Source organism: Ruegeria sp. CF4 (assembly GCF_056537345.1).
Genome location: NZ_JBQFRJ010000002.1, coordinates 77,031 through 97,122, shown reverse-complemented (window position 1 = coordinate 97,122; position 20,092 = coordinate 77,031). Strand labels below are relative to the sequence as shown.

General features: G+C 58.4%; 18 protein-coding genes. 9 read left to right on the top strand and 9 right to left on the bottom strand.

Translation table 11 applies throughout. The features are described from left to right. Nucleotides 1-313 precede the first annotated feature (313 nt). Both gyrB and ACR0NF_RS07150 read right to left on the bottom strand, forming a co-directional pair. On the bottom strand, nt 314-2,731 hold the full coding sequence (gene gyrB / locus ACR0NF_RS07155; RefSeq protein ID WP_480471080.1) for a DNA topoisomerase (ATP-hydrolyzing) subunit B: 2,418 nt from the start codon (nt 2,729-2,731) through the stop codon (nt 314-316). Between the two features lie 102 nt (nt 2,732-2,833). Next, nucleotides 2,834-3,406 (bottom strand): TetR/AcrR family transcriptional regulator, encoded by a 573-nt coding sequence (locus ACR0NF_RS07150; RefSeq protein ID WP_480471081.1) that lies wholly within the window; start codon nt 3,404-3,406, stop codon nt 2,834-2,836. Nucleotides 3,407-3,506: 100 nt separating this feature from the next. On the opposite strand from ACR0NF_RS07150, the gene ACR0NF_RS07145 reads away from it, so the two are divergent. Beyond that, the gene (locus ACR0NF_RS07145) at nt 3,507-4,073 is read left to right on the top strand and encodes a carboxymuconolactone decarboxylase family protein (protein ID WP_480778001.1); all 567 of its coding nucleotides are present in this window, start codon (nt 3,507-3,509) and stop codon (nt 4,071-4,073) included. On the opposite strand, the gene recF is transcribed toward ACR0NF_RS07145, so the two are convergent. The 6 genes from recF to mutM form a co-directional block, all read right to left on the bottom strand. Further along, nucleotides 4,070-5,167, bottom strand: a complete 1,098-nt coding sequence (recF, locus tag ACR0NF_RS07140; RefSeq protein ID WP_480778000.1) for a DNA replication/repair protein RecF — start codon at nt 5,165-5,167, stop codon at nt 4,070-4,072. The genes ACR0NF_RS07145 and recF overlap by 4 nt on opposite strands. A gap of 39 nt (nt 5,168-5,206) precedes the next feature. Next, nucleotides 5,207-6,328, bottom strand: a complete 1,122-nt coding sequence (gene dnaN / locus ACR0NF_RS07135) for a DNA polymerase III subunit beta (RefSeq protein ID WP_480531676.1) — start codon at nt 6,326-6,328, stop codon at nt 5,207-5,209. 225 nt (nt 6,329-6,553) lie between these two features. Beyond that, nucleotides 6,554-7,930, bottom strand: a complete 1,377-nt coding sequence (dnaA, locus tag ACR0NF_RS07130) for a chromosomal replication initiator protein DnaA (protein ID WP_480471085.1) — start codon at nt 7,928-7,930, stop codon at nt 6,554-6,556. A gap of 537 nt (nt 7,931-8,467) precedes the next feature. After that, the gene (gene rpsT / locus ACR0NF_RS07125) at nt 8,468-8,731 is read right to left on the bottom strand and encodes a 30S ribosomal protein S20 (RefSeq protein ID WP_142638226.1); all 264 of its coding nucleotides are present in this window, start codon (nt 8,729-8,731) and stop codon (nt 8,468-8,470) included. Nucleotides 8,732-8,962: 231 nt separating this feature from the next. Then, nucleotides 8,963-9,739, bottom strand: coding sequence for an enoyl-CoA hydratase (locus tag ACR0NF_RS07120; RefSeq protein WP_480471086.1), 777 nt, complete (start codon nt 9,737-9,739; stop codon nt 8,963-8,965). Between the two features lie 66 nt (nt 9,740-9,805). After that, entirely contained in the window at nt 9,806-10,657 is an 852-nt protein-coding gene (gene mutM / locus ACR0NF_RS07115; RefSeq protein ID WP_480777999.1) for a bifunctional DNA-formamidopyrimidine glycosylase/DNA-(apurinic or apyrimidinic site) lyase, read from the bottom strand. A gap of 85 nt (nt 10,658-10,742) precedes the next feature. Between mutM and ubiE the strand changes: the two genes are divergently transcribed. Together ubiE and ubiB are read left to right on the top strand one after the other, a co-directional pair. Beyond that, the gene (gene ubiE, locus ACR0NF_RS07110) at nt 10,743-11,495 is read left to right on the top strand and encodes a bifunctional demethylmenaquinone methyltransferase/2-methoxy-6-polyprenyl-1,4-benzoquinol methylase UbiE (RefSeq protein WP_480471088.1); all 753 of its coding nucleotides are present in this window, start codon (nt 10,743-10,745) and stop codon (nt 11,493-11,495) included. After that, nucleotides 11,496-13,025: a 2-polyprenylphenol 6-hydroxylase gene (gene ubiB, locus ACR0NF_RS07105; RefSeq protein ID WP_480777998.1), complete on the top strand. Its 1,530-nt coding sequence runs from the start codon at nt 11,496-11,498 to the stop codon at nt 13,023-13,025. 96 nt (nt 13,026-13,121) lie between these two features. On the opposite strand, the gene ACR0NF_RS07100 is transcribed toward ubiB, so the two are convergent. Continuing rightward, a complete protein-coding gene (locus ACR0NF_RS07100) occupies nt 13,122-14,297 on the bottom strand; it encodes an acetyl-CoA C-acyltransferase family protein (RefSeq protein WP_480777997.1) in 1,176 nt (391 codons plus the stop codon). A 112-nt stretch (nt 14,298-14,409) separates the two neighbouring features. On the opposite strand from ACR0NF_RS07100, the gene ACR0NF_RS07095 reads away from it, so the two are divergent. From ACR0NF_RS07095 to ACR0NF_RS07070, 6 genes are all read left to right on the top strand, one after another. Beyond that, on the top strand, nt 14,410-14,973 hold the full coding sequence (locus ACR0NF_RS07095) for a helix-turn-helix domain-containing protein (RefSeq protein WP_480660086.1): 564 nt from the start codon (nt 14,410-14,412) through the stop codon (nt 14,971-14,973). A 109-nt stretch (nt 14,974-15,082) separates the two neighbouring features. Beyond that, a complete protein-coding gene (locus ACR0NF_RS07090; protein WP_480777996.1) occupies nt 15,083-16,270 on the top strand; it encodes a glycine C-acetyltransferase in 1,188 nt (395 codons plus the stop codon). Then, complete coding sequence (locus ACR0NF_RS07085; protein ID WP_480471093.1) at nt 16,267-17,217, top strand: PLP-dependent cysteine synthase family protein; 951 nt, start codon at nt 16,267-16,269, stop codon at nt 17,215-17,217. The genes ACR0NF_RS07090 and ACR0NF_RS07085 overlap by 4 nt, the downstream gene beginning before the upstream one ends. Nucleotides 17,218-17,236: 19 nt before the next feature. Then, nucleotides 17,237-18,265, top strand: coding sequence for an L-threonine 3-dehydrogenase (gene tdh, locus ACR0NF_RS07080; RefSeq protein ID WP_480471930.1), 1,029 nt, complete (start codon nt 17,237-17,239; stop codon nt 18,263-18,265). A 63-nt stretch (nt 18,266-18,328) separates the two neighbouring features. Continuing rightward, entirely contained in the window at nt 18,329-19,204 is an 876-nt protein-coding gene (locus ACR0NF_RS07075) for a tryptophan 2,3-dioxygenase (RefSeq protein WP_480777995.1), read from the top strand. 3 nt (nt 19,205-19,207) lie between these two features. Further along, nucleotides 19,208-20,038 (top strand): alpha/beta hydrolase, encoded by an 831-nt coding sequence (locus ACR0NF_RS07070; protein WP_480777994.1) that lies wholly within the window; start codon nt 19,208-19,210, stop codon nt 20,036-20,038. Nucleotides 20,039-20,092: the final 54 nt, after the last annotated feature.

Sequence of the window (20,092 nt, the reverse complement as noted above, 5' to 3'; positions counted from 1 at the left end):
GAAAATTGACAGCGGTCATTCGATCCACCGAAGTTGAACGGCCGGTTTGGGCCGTCCGTCCGACTTTGCAAAGTCTGCTTTCTGCGCATCACAGACCTTCGCGAGAATCCAACCAAATAGGCTGCATAGATCCCAAGGTTTCTTTGGGAGACCCTTTGCGAGATTGAGCAACGCCAAGGGCCATAACCGCGACGACTACGCTAAGAACTGATTGAATTCATCGCTAAGGCAGACAATCGCGCTGCGCAAAACTATGGGCAAACTACGCAAACTTATGGGGTGCGCGAAGTGTTTTGCGCAAACCTACAGTGCCTCAGAAATCGAGGTTCTCAACGCTCAGTGCATTTTGCTGAATGAACTCGCGGCGCGGTTCGACCACATCTCCCATCAACTTGGTAAACAGATCGTCTGCCTCAACCATATCGTCTACCCGCACCTGCAACAAAGTTCGGGCGTCCGGGTCCAGTGTGGTTTCCCACAGCTGATCTGGGTTCATCTCGCCCAAACCTTTGTAGCGCTGCAGAGACAGGCCCTTTTCACCCTCTTCCAGAATGGCGCGCAACAGATCCAGCGGGCCGTGAATCATCTGTGAACGGTCACGGCGGATCAGGGTGGCTGGCGTACTGTAGACCTCTTGCAGGCTTTGCGTGAAGCTGCCGGTCTTGCGGGCCTCACCAGAACGCAGCATGGGGCCATCCAGCGTGCGGACCTCTTCGACACCGCGCAAGATACGGGCCAAACGGATACCGTGATCCTGCGTGATCCGACCCTGCCATCCGCGTTCATATTCCAGCGCGATCAGGTCGAGACGGGCCGCCACCTTGTCGGCCACGCCTTGCAGGTCGGCGTCGACCGCCCCTGGCACAAAGGCCCCTGCCACGGCAGCTTGTTCCAGAATGTGGCGCGGATAGTGGGTTGGGAAGGCATCCAATACGCGTTTCAACTGACGGGCTTCGTCGACCACGCGCGTCAGATCCTGACCTATGATCTCCTCGCCTGAGCCGAGTTTCAGCACCGCCCCTTCGACGCCCTGATTGATCAGGTAATCGTCCAGCGCGGCCTGATCTTTCAGGTAAACCTCTGATTTACCCCGAGAAACCTTGTATAGCGGCGGTTGCGCGATGTAGAGATACCCGCCCTCGATCAACTCTGGCATTTGCCGGTAGAAGAAGGTCAGCAGCAGCGTTCGGATATGCGCGCCGTCCACGTCGGCATCGGTCATGATGACGATCTTGTGGTAACGCAGTTTTTCGATGTTGAACTCATCGCGGCCAATGCCAGTGCCCAGCGCCATCACGAGGTTGCCGATTTCCTGAGACGACAACATCCGATCAAACCGCGCGCGTTCCACGTTCAGGATTTTCCCGCGTAGCGGCAGAACGGCTTGCGTCAGCCGGTCCCGGCCCGTTTGCGCCGAACCACCAGCCGAGTCACCCTCGACCAGGAAGACTTCGGTCTTGGATGGATCTTTCTCGGAGCAATCCTTCAGCTTACCCGCCAGATAGTTCACATCCATCGCCGTCTTGCGGCGGGTCAGTTCACGGGCCTTGCGCGCTGCCTCACGGGCCAGAGCCGCCTCGATGATCTTACCGACAATCCCCTTGGCCTCGTTCGGGTTTTCCTCGAACCACTCGGCCAGTTTTTCGTTCATCAGACCTTCGACCGCCGGGCGCACCTCGGACGAAACTAGTTTGTCTTTGGTCTGCGACGAGAATTTCGGATCAGGCACTTTCACAGACAACACGCAGGTCAAACCTTCGCGCGCATCGTCACCGGTGAAGCTGACCTTTTCCTTTTTCGCAATGCCGCTGGACTGTGCATAGTTGTTGATCGTTCGGGTCAGCGCGCCCCGGAATCCAGCCACATGAGTGCCGCCATCGCGCTGCGGGATGTTGTTGGTGAAGGGCAGCACCGTCTCGTGGTAGCTGTCATTCCACCACATGGCGATTTCGACGCCGATATCGTCGCGCTCACCCTTGATATAGATCGGCTCCGACATGGCCGGGGTCTTGGAGCGGTCGAGGTACTTTACGAATTCCTTGACGCCGCCTTCATAGAACAACTCTGTTTCCAGCCGTTCCGCCGGGCGTTCGTCGATCAAGATGATCCGCACACCCGAATTCAGGAAGGCCAACTCGCGCAGACGCTTTTCTAGCGTCTCAAACGAGTATTCAAGGTTCGAGAACGTGTTAGTCGATGCCAGAAACCGCACTTCGGTTCCCGTGCGGTCGCCGCACTCTTCCACGACTTTCAAATGTTCCGCTGTCTCACCACCCTCAAAGCGTGCGACATGCTCTTTTCCGGCACGCCAGATGCGCAGTTCCAGCCAATCGGACAGAGCGTTTACCACCGAAACGCCCACACCATGCAGGCCACCCGACACCTTGTAGGAATTGCTGTCGAACTTACCGCCAGCATGCAATTGGGTCATGATGACCTCAGCTGCCGACACACCCTCCTCCGGGTGAATATCCACCGGAATCCCGCGCCCGTTATCGCTGACTGAAACGCTGGAATCGGCGTGAATTTTGACGGTTACATGGTCGGCGTGACCTGCAAGAGCTTCGTCAATTCCGTTGTCGACAACCTCATACACCATGTGGTGCAGACCCGAACCATCATCCGTGTCGCCGATATACATGCCCGGGCGCTTGCGAACAGCCTCTAAGCCTTTGAGAACTTTAATGGAATCTGCGCCGTATTCCTGGGGTGCCTGTGCGTCTTCGGACATGCCGTTAGTACCTATATTATTTTGGTATGTTATACGTTTTCTGGTGGGGAATGTCACGCCATCCCCCAACATTTTGTGCCGCCGGGCGCTGTTTTTAGCTGATCACAGTCGATCCAGATCCGACGCGATATCGTCAGCGATTTCCGTTGCATTCACATCGCTGCGCTCTGCCGATAAACGCAGGCCCAGAATGTCGGATTGATAACGCGCGGCAAGACGGTCGGGGTCGTGCTCAGCACCGATTTCCCCCGCTGCCTGCGCTCTTCGAAAAAGGGTGGCGAAGCAGTCTTTCATCTCGGTCATATGGTAACTGGCCTTGTCCGCCAGCTCATGCCCCTTGGCCTGCAGTTCCGCATAGGTCTTCGCCAACATACAGGCCCGAGAAGGCATCTCACTTTCGTCAACCACCACATGCGGCTGTGCTTTCAACGCGCCTAGCGGCCCCATCTCTTCCGCCATCGCCATCAAACGTGCCACGCCATCTTGCGCATAACGCTCCAGCGTCAATGCGTACAGCGCATCCTTGGAGCCAAAAGCAGCATAGAAACTGCCCGGCTTCAGGTTCAACTCGCGCTCCAGATCCTTCAGTGATGTTCCGGCCCAGCCCTGGCGCCAGAACAAATCTCTGGCCTGCGCAATCAGCGCATCGCGGTCATACGAAGGTTTGCGGGGCATTGTCGTCACCAATTCTTGAACGTTCGCTCAAATATATACTTGAGTGATCACTCAATAAAGCCTAAATGTGAGTCGTCTCGCCAGAAACAGGAGTTTTGACATGGCAAACTTCCCTTCCCACGACCTTGAATCCGCCCCTGAAGCCTCCAAACCGCTGCTGGAGAAGTCTCAGGCCGCCTTCGGGCGTCTGCCCGGTCTGCATAAGGTGATGGCGGGAAGCCCCCAGCATCTTGAGGGCTATCAGGTTCTGCACGGTCTGTTCCTGCAAACCGATTTCGATAATGACGAGAAAACCGTTGTCTGGCAGACCATCAACGTGGAAAACGAATGCCACTACTGCGTGCCCGCCCATACTGGCATCGCCAAGATGATGAAGGTCTCGGACGAGATCACCGAAGCGCTGCGCAACGAAACGCCGCTGCCATCGGCCAAGCTTGAAGCGCTACGCACTTTCACCCTGCAAGTGATGGAGACCCGCGGCAACCCGACCGAGGAACAGCTGCAGGCGTTCTTCGACGCTGGTTACTCACATCGTGCAGTTCTGGACGTAGTTCTGGGTCTGGCGCAGAAAACCATGTCGAACTACGTCAACCACATGGCCAAAACTCCGGTCGATCAGGTCATGCGCGGCTTCCTGTGGGAACGCAAAGTCAGCGAGTCCGCCTAAGAGCCCACGACCGAGCCCTCATCGCCTTCGGTAACGACCAGCGTTTGGGCCCGATCCCCCAGTTCCGCAAATAGCTCAGGCCCGGTGCCCGTCATCCAGGCCTGAGCGCCCAGCGCGCAGATCTCATCATAGAGCGCCGCCCGCCGTCCCGCATCCAGATGTGCAGCCACCTCGTCCAGCAAAACGATCGGAGGTGCACCCACCATCCCGGCCAACGCCCGTGCGTTCGATAAGATCAATGACACCAGCAGCGCCTTTTGCTCGCCGGTAGAACAATCCTTGGCAGGTACGCCTTTAGCAGCGAACACCCCATACAGGTCTGATCGATGCGGGCCTACCAATGTCCGGCCAGCAGCTAAATCGCGGAACCGGCTTTCGTTCAGCGCCTCGCGCAAGTCTGCCGCCGTCTCAGGCATCGCCCCTTCGGTTTGCACCAGCTCCAGATCGGCAGAAGGAAAGGCCGTTTCCGCCTGATCTTGTGCCTCGCGCAAATGCTCCAACGCCGTCAACCGCGTGGCGTGAATCCGATGCCCCGTCTCGGCCATCTGACTTTCCAAAGCCGTGTACCAATGGGCATCGCGCACCTGTTCTTTCAACAGCCGGTTTCGCTCGCGCATCGCCTTTTCATAGGTCAGGGACGCTTCGGCGTGTGAGGGATCGAAACTCAGCGCAATCCTGTCCAGAAACCGGCGGCGCCCTTCAGCCCCCTCGATCCACAGCCGGTCCATCGAAGGGATCAGCCAGACTACTCGCGCCAGCTTGCCCAGATCAATCTGGCTGGCGGCCTTGCCATCAATTCGAACCTGCCGCGCTGCGCCGCCTTCGGACCAGGTCTCGATCTCGTATTGCTGTCCTTGCGCCCGCAATAACCCGGATAGCTTCCATCCCAGCGCCTCGGGCCGCCGCGTCATCTCAGCCGCACTCGCCCGCCGCATCCCGCGCCCGGGTGAAAACAGCGACACCGCTTCCAGAATATTGGTCTTCCCGGCCCCATTCGGACCATGGATCGCCACCGGCCGTCCATCCAGAGACAACCGCGCCAGCTTGTGCGACCGAAAATGCGAGACCGTAAGCTCGGTCAGGGCCAATCCCATGACCCCTCCCTATCGCTCGAGATCACCCGGATGAGGCAATCAGACACGCATCGGCATGACAACGTAAACCGCGCTTTGGTCATTGCCCTCACGCATCAGGGTCGGATCGCCGGCCGAGTTGAACATGAACACCGCATTTTCACGATCCACCTGAGATGCGATCTCCAGCAGGTACTTGGCGTTGAACCCGATCTCCAATCGCTCATCGCCATAGGCCACGGCCAGTTCTTCCTCAGCCGCGCCGCTGTCCGGTGCGTTCACCGACAGGACCAGCTTGTCACCGTCCAATTGCAGTTTTACCGCGCGCGAGCGTTCCGAGGAAACCGTCGCCACCCGATCCACGGCCTGCGCAAATTCAGCTGCGTCCACTTCCAGCTTACGGGTGTTGCCCTGCGGGATAACGCGAGTGTAGTCGGGGAAAGTGCCGTCGATCACTTTCGAGGTCAGGGTGATATCCGGCGTCGCAAACCGTACCTTGGTTTCGCTGACCGAGACGGCGATGTCCATCTCGTCATCTTCCAGCAACTTGCGAAGCTCACCAACTGTTTTGCGCGGCACGATCACGCCGGGCATATCCGCCGCGCCATCCGGTAAATCCGCGTCGATCCGCGCCAGACGGTGGCCATCGGTGGCCACACAGCGCAACACCTTGCCACCCTCGGAACCATCGGCGACATGCATATAGACGCCATTCAGATAGTAACGCGTCTCTTCCGTCGAGATGGCGAATTTCGACTTGTCGAACAACCGCCGAAGCAGCGCCGCCGAAGCGGTAAAGTTCGACGCATATTCCGAGGATGCCATGACCGGAAAATCTTCTTTCGGCAGGGTCGCCAGAGAGAAATTCGACCGGCCAGCCTCAACCGTCAGGCGCCCTGCCGCGCTGTCGGCGGTCAGGGTGACCAACGCGCCATCAGGCAGCTTGCGGACAATTTCGTGCAGCGTTGTCGCGGCCACGGTCGTCGCGCCCGCTTTCTCGACCTGCGCCGGGGCCTTGTCGACCACTTCGATATCCAGATCAGTAGCGCGGAACTGCACCTGATCGCCTTCCGCTTCGATCAGCACATTGGCCAGGATCGGGATCGTATTGCGACGTTCCACCACGGATTGGGCCTGTGAAACGGCCTTGAGAAGGGTGCCGCGTTCGATGCTGATCTTCATACCCTCAGTTCCTCTGACTTGCGTGCCACCATGGGCGGGACTGGCACGTTAGCGTCTCAGCCCTGAGGCACAAGGATTTTTTATGGATTTCTGGGTCGGAATGCCCAAAGCGTCAAGGGGCGCGTGCCCGCAAGGCGTCAGTTCAGGGCCAACCGTGGATTATGGCGCACAAGAAAACGCCCCGGGCGCGAGGATCCGGGGCGTTTTATTGATCAATGGGCGGGCTTAAGCCTCAAGCGCCCGGCGCAGCATTTCGACATCTTCGGCAATCTGCCCATCGGTTGTCTTAAGCTCTTCGATGCGCTTGACACCATGCATGACCGTGGTGTGGTCACGCCCGCCAAAACGGCGGCCAATCTCAGGCAATGAACGGCTGGTCAGCTGCTTGCACAGATACATCGCGACTTGACGCGGGCGGGCGTAGGACCGTAGGCGCTTGGGGCCGATGATATCGCTGAGGCGGATGTTGTAGTATTCCGAAACCTTACGCTGGATCTCTTCAACCGTAATCTTACGCTCGGAGGCACGCAGCACATCGGCCAGACAGTCCTGCGTCAGCTCCATATCGATCTCACGCCCGACCAGCGAAGCAAAGGCAAACAGGCGGGTAAGAGCACCTTCCAGCACGCGAACATTGGTCGAGATACGATGGGCAAGGAATTCCAGCACGCCATCGGCAATCGTCAGATCAGGATAGGTGCTGCTATATTGCTGAACCTTGTTCTGCAGGATGCCTAAGCGCAGTTCGTAATCGGTGGGATGCAGATCGACGACCAGACCACATTGCAGGCGCGATTTCACGCGCTCCTCAAGGTCCTTGATCTCACCCGGCGCGCGATCCGCCGAGATAATGATCTGTTTGTTCTGATCCACTAGCGCGTTGAACGTGTGAAAGAACTCTTCCTGGGTGGAGTCCTTGCCCGCGATGAACTGCACGTCATCGACCATCAGAACATCGACCGAGCGGAAAAGGTGTTTGAAATCCATCATCCGACGTTCGCGCAAGGCCTGCACAAAACGGTACATGAACTGTTCCGCCGACAGGTACAGCACGTTCAGTTCGGGATGTTTGGTCTTCAGCTCCCACGCAATCGCATGCATCAGGTGTGTCTTACCCAGACCGACACCACCATAGAGCACCAGCGGATTGAAGGTGACCGGACCGCCTTCGGACACGCGGCGTGCGGCGGCATGGGCCAGTTCGTTGGGCTTGCCCACTACGAAGCTGTCAAAAGTGAAACGCGCATCCAGCGGGGCCGCCTGCAGCGCTTCCAGCGCATCGTTGGTCGTATCAACCATCACCGGTTGTGGTGCGCTCACGGGTTGAGCGGTCTCGGTCTGAGCCGGGCGCGCCGCAGAATTTGCGGCCGTGCGAAAGGCCAAACGCTGCACGGTCTCGCCTGCGGTGTTCAGTTCGTACAAAATGAGGTCGGCGAAATTCTGGCTGACATAGTTACCCATGAAATTGGTCGGTGCCGAAAAAACCGCCACACCGTCCTGCAGCTCTTCAAATTTCAGAGGTTCGATCCAGGTGGTGAAGTTGTTCTTACCAACAGCCTTCATCAACTTGTTTCGCAGTTGTCCCCATTTCTCTTGTGTCATTCGGCGCCTCACGCATCCCATATTTATTGACCTTCCGGCCTTATTAATGTGTCCCGCTTCCCGGGCCTTATCGCGCTCACACACAAGGATACCTGCACCAAACCGGATGGTTTGGCGGGTAAAGTCGAATATCAGCACACCCCAATGCGAACTGCCCCAGAAATGGGGGCACACCCGGTACCCGGGATGCGCATGACATTCCAATTTTCGACAGGGCTAGGATAATCGGAAACCCGACACCCAGAGCAGATCGTCCACCCGGCCGAAGCCGGTTTTCGAACATTCGTTCCGAAATCCTTCCGATGCCCGTCGGTCAGATCATTGGAACAGCCTGTCCCCCCAAGCGAGTGAATCGCTGATACAGTGGTAGCAAGAGGCCAAGGGCGCGAGCAATGAAACTCTGATATTGACTCGTGTCTGAGACAGAAAGAATCTCTCGGTTTCGTGAAGGCGCGGCTTTCCGGCAACAATGAAAAAGGCGCCGCGATATGCGGCGCCTTTTTTACAGATCAACGCTTGACGCGTTTTCTCAAAGAATCAGCCCAGCGCTTTGACGCGCGCCGACAGGCGCGACATTTTGCGGGACGCGGTGTTCTTGTGGAAGACGCCTTTGGTGACGCCACGCATCAGCTCGGGCTGAGCGGCACGCAGGGCTGCGGTGGCCGCGTCTTTGTCGCCCGATGCGATGGCTTCTTCAACTTTGCGCAGATAGGTGCGGATGCGCGAACGACGTGCTTTGTTAACAGCGAAACGCTTTTCGTTCTGACGTGCGCGCTTCTTAGCCTGGGGCGAGTTTGCCATGTGTCTCTGACCTTTTGTTCGGTACGGTTATCAAGGGTTGCGCGCCACGGAATTATCCGCACCGGATCAGAAATCACGAGTGTGAGTCGGGCCAAGCGGGCCGCACGCGCATGTATGACGGCGGTCTCTATCCAAGTTTGCAGGGTTTGCCAAGCCAATTCTCGCGCCGAGCACATCGGGTATGAAAAAAGGCGGGCCATGCCCGCCTGTCTCGTCGTGTCTTGCTGTTTGCTATTTGTCGCGGAACTGCGCCGCGCGTTTTTCCAGAAATGCAGCCATGCCCTCTTTCTGATCTTCCGTCGCAAACATCGAGTGAAACACCCGGCGCTCGAACAACAGCCCTTCGCTGAGCGGTAGTTCATAACTGCGGTTCACAGCCTCTTTGGCTGCCGCTGCCGTCAGCAAGGATTTCTCGGCAATCTTCTGCGCGGCACCCATAGCCTCTTCAATAAGCTTCTTCGCGGGGACGACGCGGCTGACAAGACCTGCGCGTTCTGCCTCTTCGGCGTCCATGAAGCGGCCGGTCAGGTTCATGTCCATCGCTTTCGATTTGCCAACAAAGCGCGTCAGTCGCTGCGTGCCACCAATACCGGCGATCACACCCAGATTGATCTCTGGCTGGCCGAACTTGGCCGTATCCGCTGCGATGATGAAATCGCACATCATGGCCACTTCACAGCCACCGCCCAGCGCATATCCCGCCACAGCCGCAATGATCGGCTTACGGATTGCCGAGATACGGTCATTGGCAGATGCAAAGAGATCTGCGTTGAACACGTCGACAAAGCTCATCTCGGACATTTCCTTGATGTCCGCGCCTGCGGCAAAGGCCTTTTCCGATCCAGTGAGTACGATGCACCGCACCTTGTCATTGCGATCGGCATCTTCAAGAGCCTCGCAAAGTTCACCCACCAGCTGGGTGTTCAACGCATTCATCGCGTCGGGTCGGTCGAGTTTGATAAGGGCGACGTGGTCTTCGATTTCGACGATGATCGTCTCAAAAGCCATGAGGTTAAAGCTTCCGGTTGTTCCGTTCAGGTACGATTCCTTACCACGCGATTTCGCTGGATCAAGTTATCTTTGGCATTGCGCACAATAGAAGGATGAGCGACCGGACTGAGTGATTCTCTTGATCGACGCGCCACATCCTTCGGTGCGGCAGGGCTCACCTTCGCGACCGTAGACGTCAAAGCTGTGCTGAAAATATCCAAGCTCTCCATCGGCTTGCCGGAAATCGCGCAAGGACGAGCCGCCCGCTTCGATGGCCTCCTGCAGCACCTGCCGAATGATCGGAACCAGCGCGGCAACGCGCGGCACAGAAATCTGACCTGCTTTGCGACGTGGCGACACACCGCCGCGATAAAGCGCCTCGCAGACGTAGATATTGCCCAGTCCGGCAACGATTCCCTGATCCAGAAGCGCCGATTTGGTCGGCGTGTTCTTGCCTCGAAAGGCGTCGATCAGGTGTTGTTCGTGAAAATCATTGCCCAAAGGTTCGGGCCCCAGAACCGACAGCAGCTTGTGCTGTTCTGCCGTTGCCGTAGGCAGCAGATCCATCGCCCCGAACCGGCGCGGATCGTTGAAGGTTATGCGCGCACCATTGGCCATGTGAATCACCACATGATCATGTTTCTGCGTCATCGGATGTTCATGTGCATACTGTCCCAGCGGGTCACCCGACACCGTCACCCGCCCAGACATGCCCAGATGGATCAGCAACGTCTCACCGCTGCTGAGATCGGCAAGAATGTATTTCGACCGCCGCCACAGCCGCTCCACCCGCTGGCCCGTCAGACGCTCGGCCATCCGATCCGGGAAGGGCCAGCGCAGATCGGGGCGATTCACATCCGCCCTATCGATCACCACGCCCTCCATCGCGGGGCTCAGGCCGCGTCTTACTGTCTCGACCTCGGGCAATTCGGGCATTTGGTGCTCCTAAATCAAAGGGCCGCATTGTGCCCCGGTTCCAGAGCCCTATAACAGAGGCGAAATTCGACAAACGGCAAGGCAAATGTCCGACAACAGCGACAAGACCACTCATTTCGGGTTTGAAACCGTCCGCGAGGCTGAAAAGGCCGGGCGTGTGCAGGGCGTGTTCAACTCGGTCGCCTCGAAATACGACGTGATGAACGATGTCATGTCGATGGGCATCCACCGGGTTTGGAAAGACGCGATGATGGACTGGCTAGCCCCCCGCCCCGGACAGCGCCTGCTGGACGTCGCGGGCGGCACCGGCGACATATCCTTCCGCTTCCTCAAACGCGCGGGTCACGGCCACGCCACCGTTCTGGATCTGACTGAGCCGATGCTGGTCGAAGGCCGTCAGCGCGCCGAAGCCGATCAGATGGCCGACAGCCTGAACTGGGTGGTGGGCGACGCGATGGCGCTGCCCTTCGAGGATAACACATTCGACGTCTACACAATCTCCTTCGGCATCCGGAACGTTACCCGCCCGCAAGAGGCGCTGAACGAAGCCTATCGCGTGTTGAAACCCGGTGGTCGCCTGATGGTGCTGGAATTCAGTCAGTTGCCCAATGACGGGCTGCAAAAGCTCTATGACCTCTACAGCTTCAACGTCATCCCACGTATGGGCAAGCTGATCGCCAATGACTACGACAGCTATCAGTACCTTGTGGAATCAATCCGCAAGTTCCCCGATCAGGAGACATTTCTGAACATGGTCCGCACTGCCGGGTTCGAAAACGCCAAGTACCGCAACCTGAGCATGGGCATTGCCGCTTTGCATTCCGGCTGGAAAATCTAGATGCGCGGCCCTCACAACATCATCCGCCTGATCCGCACAGGCGCCACTTTGGAGCGCACAGGCGCCATGAACGTGGTGCTCGACGCGTTCGAGGCCCCGCGTGCGCTGCGGATCGTCGCACACACATTGGGCAAACCCTTCCAATGGCTGGGCTACAAGGGTGACCCCGAGATGCCGCCTGCCACCCGCGCCCTCACGGCCTTGGGCCCGGCCTATATCAAATTCGGCCAGGTGCTTTCGACCCGCCCCGACGTGGTTGGCGACGAGTTGGCAGAACAGTTGCGTGTGCTGCAGGACAAGCTCCCGCCCTTCTCCAAATCCGAAGCGATGGCCGAGGTGGAAAAGGAATTGGGCCAGCCCGTCGCCGAGGTTTTCAGCGAATTCAGCGAACCCATCGCCGCGGCGTCAATCGCACAGGTTCACAAAGCCAAGCTGGTCAGCACCGGCGAGTATGTCGCCGTCAAAGTCCTGCGCCCCGGTATCGAACGCGCCTTCCGCAAGGATGTCGACGCCTTCTATTTCGCTGCCCGCATCGTGCAACTCTTCGCCCCCGGCGCGCGCCGCCTGCGCCCGATGGAAGTGATCGAACATTTCGACGGCGTCGTGCGCGGAGAACTGGACCTGCGTCTCGAAAGCGCTGCGGCCTCGGAGTACGCCGCCAATACCAAGGATGATGCAGGGTTCTGGCTTCCCCCCGTGGTCTGGTCCCTGTCAGCCCGCCGGGTGATGACGCTCAGCTGGGCCGATGGCGTTCCACTGGGCGAAAACACAGCCCTGGATGCCGCTGGTCACAATCGCCCCGACCTCGCCGAACGTGTCCTGCGCATGTTCCTTCTTCACGCCCTGCGTGACGGCTTTTTCCACGCCGACATGCATCAGGGCAACCTGAAGGTCGCCGCAAACGGAGACATCATCGCTTATGATTACGGCATCATGGGCCATATCGACGAATACACCCGCCGGGTCTATGCCGAAATCCTCTTCGGTTTCATCCGCCGCGACTACAAACGCGTGGCTGAAGTGCATTTTGAGGCCGGTTACGTCCCCGCCAACCAGGATGTCGATGAATTCGCCCGCGCCCTTCGTGCCGTCGGAGAACCCATTTTCGGCATGGACGCCACCCATATCTCGATGGGTCGCCTGTTGAACTACCTGTTCGAGGTTACCGAGCGTTTTGGCATGGAAACCCGAACCGAGCTCATCCTGTTGCAACGTACGATGGTGGTGGTGGAAGGCGTCGCGCGTTCTCTGGACCCGCATATCAATATCTGGGAAGTCGCCCGCCCCGTGGTCGAGGACTATATCAAGAAGTCCATCGGCCCCCGCGCCGCCATTCGGGATTTCGGTAAAACAGCCCTGGTACTGGCCCGGTTCGGCCCCCGACTTCCGGCATTGGTCGAAAATGCCCTGATCGCCCAAACGCAGAAAGACGACCCGAAGGGCGACGGCTTCACCGCAAGCCTCTTACCCGCAGCCATCGGCGCAGCTGCCGGGATCGTAGTCACACTGCTGATCAGAGCGCTCGGCTGACACCGACCCGCCTGCTTCATCTGGCCAAAAATATCTTCGGGGGGAATCGCGCCCAAGCGCGATGGGGGGCAGACAGCCCCCCTGCCCGGCCCAACGTCAGAGCCGCTCTATGGCAATAGCAATCCCCTGACCGCCACCGATACACATGGTGATCAGGCCTTTTGAACCGCCCGTACGCTCCAGCTCATACAGAGCTTTCAGCGTAATGATCGCACCGGTTGCGCCCACCGGATGGCCCAGTGCAATCGCACCACCATTCGGATTGACCTTCGCGGCATCCAGCCCCAGCTCTTTGTTCACCGCCAGCGCTTGGGCTGCAAAGGCCTCGTTGCTTTCGATCACGTCAAAGTCGCTCACCGACAAACCGGTTTTGGCCATCAGGTTCTGCACCGCCGGGACCGGACCGATCCCCATAACCTCGGGCCGAACACCCGCATGGGCATAACCCAAAATCCGCGCCTTCGGTTTCAGACCGGCTTTCTCAGCCGCATCCGCTGTGGCCAGAACCATCGCCGCTGCACCGTCATTGATGCCCGAGGCGTTCCCCGCCGTCACGCGGCCCTCTTTCTTAAAGACCGGGCGCAGGCCAGCCAGTACTTCGGCCGTGGTTGCCTTGGGGTGCTCGTCCACCTTGAAGTCGACCATGTCGCGCCTGACCTTGACCTGAACCGGGGCGATTTGGGTTTCGAAATACCCGGCCTCTATCGCCGCCGCAGCGCGACTCTGGCTGACAACCGCAAACTCATCCATCTGTTCGCGCGTGATCTGATGTTCATCCGCGACGTTTTCCGCCGTCACGCCCATATGCCCGGTGCCGAAAGGACAGTTCAGCGCGCCCAGCATCATGTCCAGCGAGGTGATGTCGCCCATCTTCGCACCCCAACGCGCTTGGGGTACGATATAAGGGCTCCGCGACATGCTCTCGGCCCCGCCTGCTACAGCGAAATCTGCATCACCCAGCATCAGCGATTGCACAGCCGAGACTATCGCCTGTGCTCCGGAACCACACAGACGGTTCACATTCATCGCTGGCGTGCCATTTGGAATTCCGGCCTGCATGGCAGCAACCCGAGACAGATACATGTCACGCGGTTCGGTATTGATCACGTGACCAAAAACAACATGACCAACCTGCGCGCCTTCGACACCCGAACGCTCCAGTGCCGCTTCTGTTGCGACAGTTGCCAGATCGATCGGCGCTGTTGATGCCAAAGCGCCACCAAATGTGCCTATGGCCGTACGCGCACCATCCAGAATCACTACGTCAGTCATGTTCTCTCCTCCAAAACCCTGCGCATTATGCACTTGCAGCATGATCTTCATATTAGACTCTCTGTCACGCCCGGAATTGACATTACGTTGCGCAACACGCATGGATTCCGTCATGACGGAAAATACAGACGATATCCTGAACCGCCTGCCCGCCCGCCTGAAAGAGGCGCGCCGAGCCAAGGGTTTGTCTTTGGAGGCTGTTGCCAATCTAAGCGGCGTCTCCCGCTCCATGGTCAGCCAGATCGAGCGTGGCGAAAGCAGCCCAACCATCTCGACCCTTTGGAATCTGACCCGCGCACTGCAGGTTGATTTCGCGGGATTGCTTGAAGAAACCAAGACAACCGATCAGATCGAGACCCTCAGGAAATCGGAAGTGCCCAGCATCGACAACATGGGCGAGAAATGCCGGATTCGCATCCTCTCTCCGCCGGAAGAGGCAGGCGGGCACGAGGTCTACGATATACAACTTCAGGCGGGTGGAAGCCTGAACAGCCAACCCCATGCACGGGGCGCGCGCGAACAGCTTACCGTGTTGGAAGGCGCGGTCCGCGTCACCTCGGGCACCGCTGTCAGCGATCTGCAACAAGGGGACACCGCTCGGTATGCTGCCGATATCGCGCATTCCATCGCCGCCGATGGTCCGGCCCGGGTTTTCCTGATTGTAAAGAACGCCTGATTTGGCGCAATTCCGCCTTCACGGAAATTTTTCCTTGATACTGTAATTCCCCTATTTGGGAAATTCGTCCGCTATGTTAGACGTGCGACTCAGTTAAACGGAGGTCGCCATGGCTGATGCATTCCTGTCCCATATCTCGGATACACTCGCACAGATTGAGGCTGAGGGTCTCTACAAGCGCGAACGAATGATCACCTCGCCTCAGGGCGGTGAGATTACGGTGGGCGACAAACGGGTCATCAACCTGTGCGCCAACAACTATCTGGGTCTCGCCGATCATCCCGCGCTGATCGACGCCGCCAAAGCGACGATGGAGCCGAAAGGGTTCGGCATGGCCTCGGTCCGGTTCATCTGCGGCACACAGGATATTCACCGTGAGTTGGAACAGAAGCTGGCCAGGTTCCTGAACAAGGACGACGCGATCCTGTTCGCCGCCTGTTTCGATGCCAACGGAGGATTGTTTGAGCCCTTGTTAGGGCCTGAAGACGCCATCATCTCGGACAGCCTGAACCATGCCTCGATCATTGACGGGGTGCGTCTGTGCAAGGCGAAACGCTATCGCTACCTGAACAACGACATGAACGACCTCGAAGCCTGGCTGAAACAGGCGCGCGAAGACGGGGCGCGGCACATCATGATCGCCACTGACGGTGTGTTTTCAATGGACGGTTATCTGGCCAACCTGCCGAAAATCCGCGAACTGGCCGACAAATATGATGCAATCGTCATGGTCGATGACTGCCACGCGACGGGCTTCATGGGGCCAAACGGTGCGGGTACACCAGACCATTTCGGCGTCGATGTGGACATTCTGACAGGAACTTTGGGCAAGGCACTTGGGGGGGCAATCGGCGGTTATATCGCCGGGCCGCAGCCAGTGATCGACCTGCTGCGGCAGCGGGCGCGGCCCTATCTGTTCTCAAACTCGCTGCCGCCATCCATCGTTGCTGCCGGGCTCGAAGCGATCCGTCTGGTTGAAGAGGGAGACATGCTGCGCGCCCAGCTGTTCGGCAACGCCAGATACTGGCGCGCTGGTTTGGAGAAACTGGGCTTCGACCTGTTGCCCGGTGAGCATCCGATCATCCCGGTGATGCTGGGCGAAGCAACTCTGGCGCAAGAAATGGCGTCGCGGTTGTTTGATGAAAGGGTCTATGTCTCAGGCTTCTTCTTCCCGGTCGTTCCGCGCGGTCAGGCCCGGATAAGAACGCAGATGAACGCCGCCCTGACCCGGGATGAGTTGGATCGCGCGCTTGCCGCCTTTGGAAAAGTTGGCAAAGAGTTAGGAGTGATTTCGTGATCCTGCCTTCTGTCATTGACGCAATCGGGAACACGCCTCTGGTCGACCTGAAACGCGTATGCAAGAAACTGGATCTGGACGGGCGCATTCTGGCCAAGCTGGACTATCTGCTGCCCGGATTCTCCAAGAAGGATCGCGCCGCAAAGTCGATTATTGAGTTGGCCCGCGCAGACGGAACTCTGACACCTGGGCAAACGGTTGTCGAGCTGACTTCGGGCAATATGGGCACCGGTCTGGCCATTGTCTGCGGCATTCTTGGTCATCCGTTCATCGCTGTGATGAGTGCTGGAAACTCGGTCGAACGCGCCCGCATGATGCGGGCACTGGGGGCCGAAGTTGTTATCGTTCCGCAAGCCGAAGGCAGTAGGCCCGGCGAAGTCTCGGGTGCCGATCTGGCACTGGTGGACGAGGCGGCGCAGCGTATCACGATCGAACGCCGCGCCTTTCGAGCCGATCAATTCGGTCATTCCGGCAACCCCACGGCCCATGCCACCGGAACCGGACCCGAAATATGGGTACAGTCAGACGGGGCTGTAACAGCATTCTGTGACTTCGCAGGGTCCGGCGGAACTTTGGCCGGAGCCGCGGAGTACCTTACGCCTCGCGGTGTCCGATGCTATGTAGTCGAACCTGCCGGAGCGCGCGCGTTGGCGGGGGCAACGGTAGACATTCCAGATCACCCCATCCAGGGCGGAGGCTACGCGATGGCCGATCTGACTCATTTACGTGCAACAACGCTTGCTGGTCACCTGTCGGTTTCCGGGGACGCCGCGCGGGACTGCGCCCGACTTCTGGCCCGGACCGAGGGCATTTTTGCGGGCTACTCAGCTGGTGCAAACCTTGCTGCGGCCGTCGAACTGCTACGCGGACCGGAAAAGGGCGGCTGCGTCGCCATCGTCATGTGTGACAGCGGCCTGAAATACCTGTCCACCGATTTGTGGGAGTGAGCCTATGAGATCCAACACTATGAAAGCGCTGGAGAAATCCAAGCCAGAGGAAGGTTTGTGGATGGTGCAGGCTCCGGTCCCGGAAATCGGCCCGGACGAGGTTCTGATCCGCATCAATAAAACCGGCATCTGCGGCACCGACATACATATCTGGAACTGGGATGAATGGGCCTCGCACACGGTGCCCGTCCCGATGATCACCGGTCACGAATTCGCCGGAGAGATTGTCGAGATCGGGCGCAATGTGACTGGTCTGGAAATCGGTCAGCGCTGCTCGGGCGAGGGGCATCTGATCACCACCGACAGCCGTCAGAGCCGCGCGGGCAAGTTTCATCTCGACCCTGGTACGCGGGGGATTGGGGTCAATGAACAGGGTGCCTTCGCGCAATACCTGAAACTGCCTGCCTTCAATGTCGTCCCCCTGCCCGACGATGTGCCCGATGAAATTGGGGCGATCCTCGATCCGCTGGGCAATGCCGTGCACACCGCGCTCAGCTTCGATCTTCTGGGCGAAGACGTGCTGATAACGGGTGCAGGTCCTATCGGCATCATGGCCGCTGCAGTCGTGCGGCATGCGGGGGCACGGCATGTCGTGATTACCGATATCAACCCCGATCGCCTGACATTGGCCCAGCATGTTGTGCCAACCCTGCGCACCGTCAATGTCTCGAAAGAGGATTTGCAGGACGTGATTGCCGAACTGGGCATGTCACAAGGCTTTGACGTGGGGCTGGAGATGTCCGGCTCGCAAGCGGCGTTGGACCAGATGGTCGAGGCTTTGGTGATGGGCGGCAAGATCGCATTGCTGGGGATTCCCCCCGGGAAATCTCCGGTCGATTGGTCGCGGATCGTGTTCAAGGCCATAACGATCAAGGGTGTCTATGGCCGCGAGATGTTCGAGACCTGGTACAAGATGATCGCCATGCTGCAAAACGGGCTGGACGTGAGCCGGGTGATCACTCACCGGTTCTCGGTCGATGATTTTGCCCAGGGTTTTGCGGCGATGAAGTCCGGTCAGTCGGGCAAGGTGGTTCTCGACTGGATCTAACGCTCTGGAACCGCGCGGGTTTTGTCCCTAAACAAGGGTGAACCCGCGCGTTTGGAGGAGCACATGGGCGATAAGGACAGGTATCTGGAACGAGGGATCGAAGAGTCTTTGGTCACCGACTTCACAGAAACTCACCGCAAAAGCTACGGCGATTTTCTGCAGCTCAAGACACTGCTGAATCTGCAAAAAACCTTTCAGGACCCCGCCCAACCCGACGAGATGCTGTTTATCATCATCCATCAGGTCAGCGAGCTGTGGCTGAAACTGATGCACCACCAACTCGTCGAAGTACGCCGGTTCCTGCAGCAGGATGCGTTTGGTCCGGCGATGAAGAACCTCGACCGGGTGAAAGCGATCCAGCGGCAATTGATCGCGTCGTGGGAAACACTACTGACCATGACGCCCGCCGATTACATGACGTTTCGGCAGGCTTTGGGCAGTTCTTCGGGTTTCCAAAGCTATGGGTATCGCCAGATTGAGTTCATTCTGGGCAACAAGGATGCCTCGACCCTGAAAGTGCACGCACATGACCCCGAAGTCATGGAGATGCTGAACGCGGCCCTTACCAAGCCGTCGCTCTATGACGAAGTATTGCACATGCTGGCCCGACAGGGATTTGACGTGCCCCAGAACCTGATCGAGCGGGATTATGGTCAGCCTTATTCCGGCGATCCACGCGTCGTGAAAATCTGGGTCGAGGTGTTCCGCAACACCGACAAATACTGGGATCTCTACGCTCTGGCCGAAAAGCTGATGGATGTGGAATCCCTGTTCCAGCGTTGGCGGTTCGACCACGCAACAGCGGTCGAGCGTGTGATCGGCATGCAGCCCGGAACGGGTGGCTCCAGCGGCGTCGCCTTTCTGCGCAAGGCGCTGGAACTACGGTTCTTCCATGATCTCTACGATGTACGGACCGAACTGATGTATGCGAGGGATTAAGCCATGCTGTATCGCGGTTTCACCCAGGCCGAGCTTGAGCAAGAATACTCCCCCAGCTCTATGGTCGGCGGCGATCTGACGCCGTACCTGACCAGCTATTCGGTACTCAGCGCGCAGGCGCGGGCCGAGATGACGGTTCGGGAAAACATCTCCTATAGTGATGGCCCAGAGCAGGTTCTGGATTTCTTCCCGGCCCCCGGCGCAGATGCGCCTTTGCATGTCTTCATCCATGGTGGCTACTGGCAAGCGCTCAGCCAACGCGAGTCGGCTCTGATGGCTCCAGTATTGCATGAGAACGGGCAAGCATTCGCCACTTTGAACTACACGCTCGCTCCTGAAGCCCGTTTGGGGCAGATGGTCAACGAATGCCGTGATGCATTGCTATGGCTTGGATCGCAGGCTGAATCGCTGGGCTTTGATCCATCAAACATCATTCTATCGGGCCACAGTGCTGGCGCCCATCTGGCGGCAATGGTTATGGCGACCTCTTCCAGCGCGTTTGCCCAAGCGGGTCTGCGGGTGCGCAATGTCATTCTGATCAGCGGAGTATACGACCTCGAACCGATCAGTCTGACTTCGGTGAATGATCCCCTGCAACTGACCAAGGTCGAGATCCACGATCTCTCCCCTTGCCTGAACCTGCCCGCACCGGGGCCGCGCTACAGAGTGACGGTTGCAGAACGGGACACGCCCGAATTCATCCGCCAAAGCCGAGAATACGCAGAGCTACTGCGCAAGGCAGGGCATTCGATCAGTTTCGATCTGCAGCGGGGCAAGCATCATTTCGACATCATCATGCCCTCGGGCACGTTTCTGTCGTCGCGCAACGAATGACACTCAAACGAAAACAGCGGCCCGAATGGGCCGCTGCTTCGTGTTTCAATACTG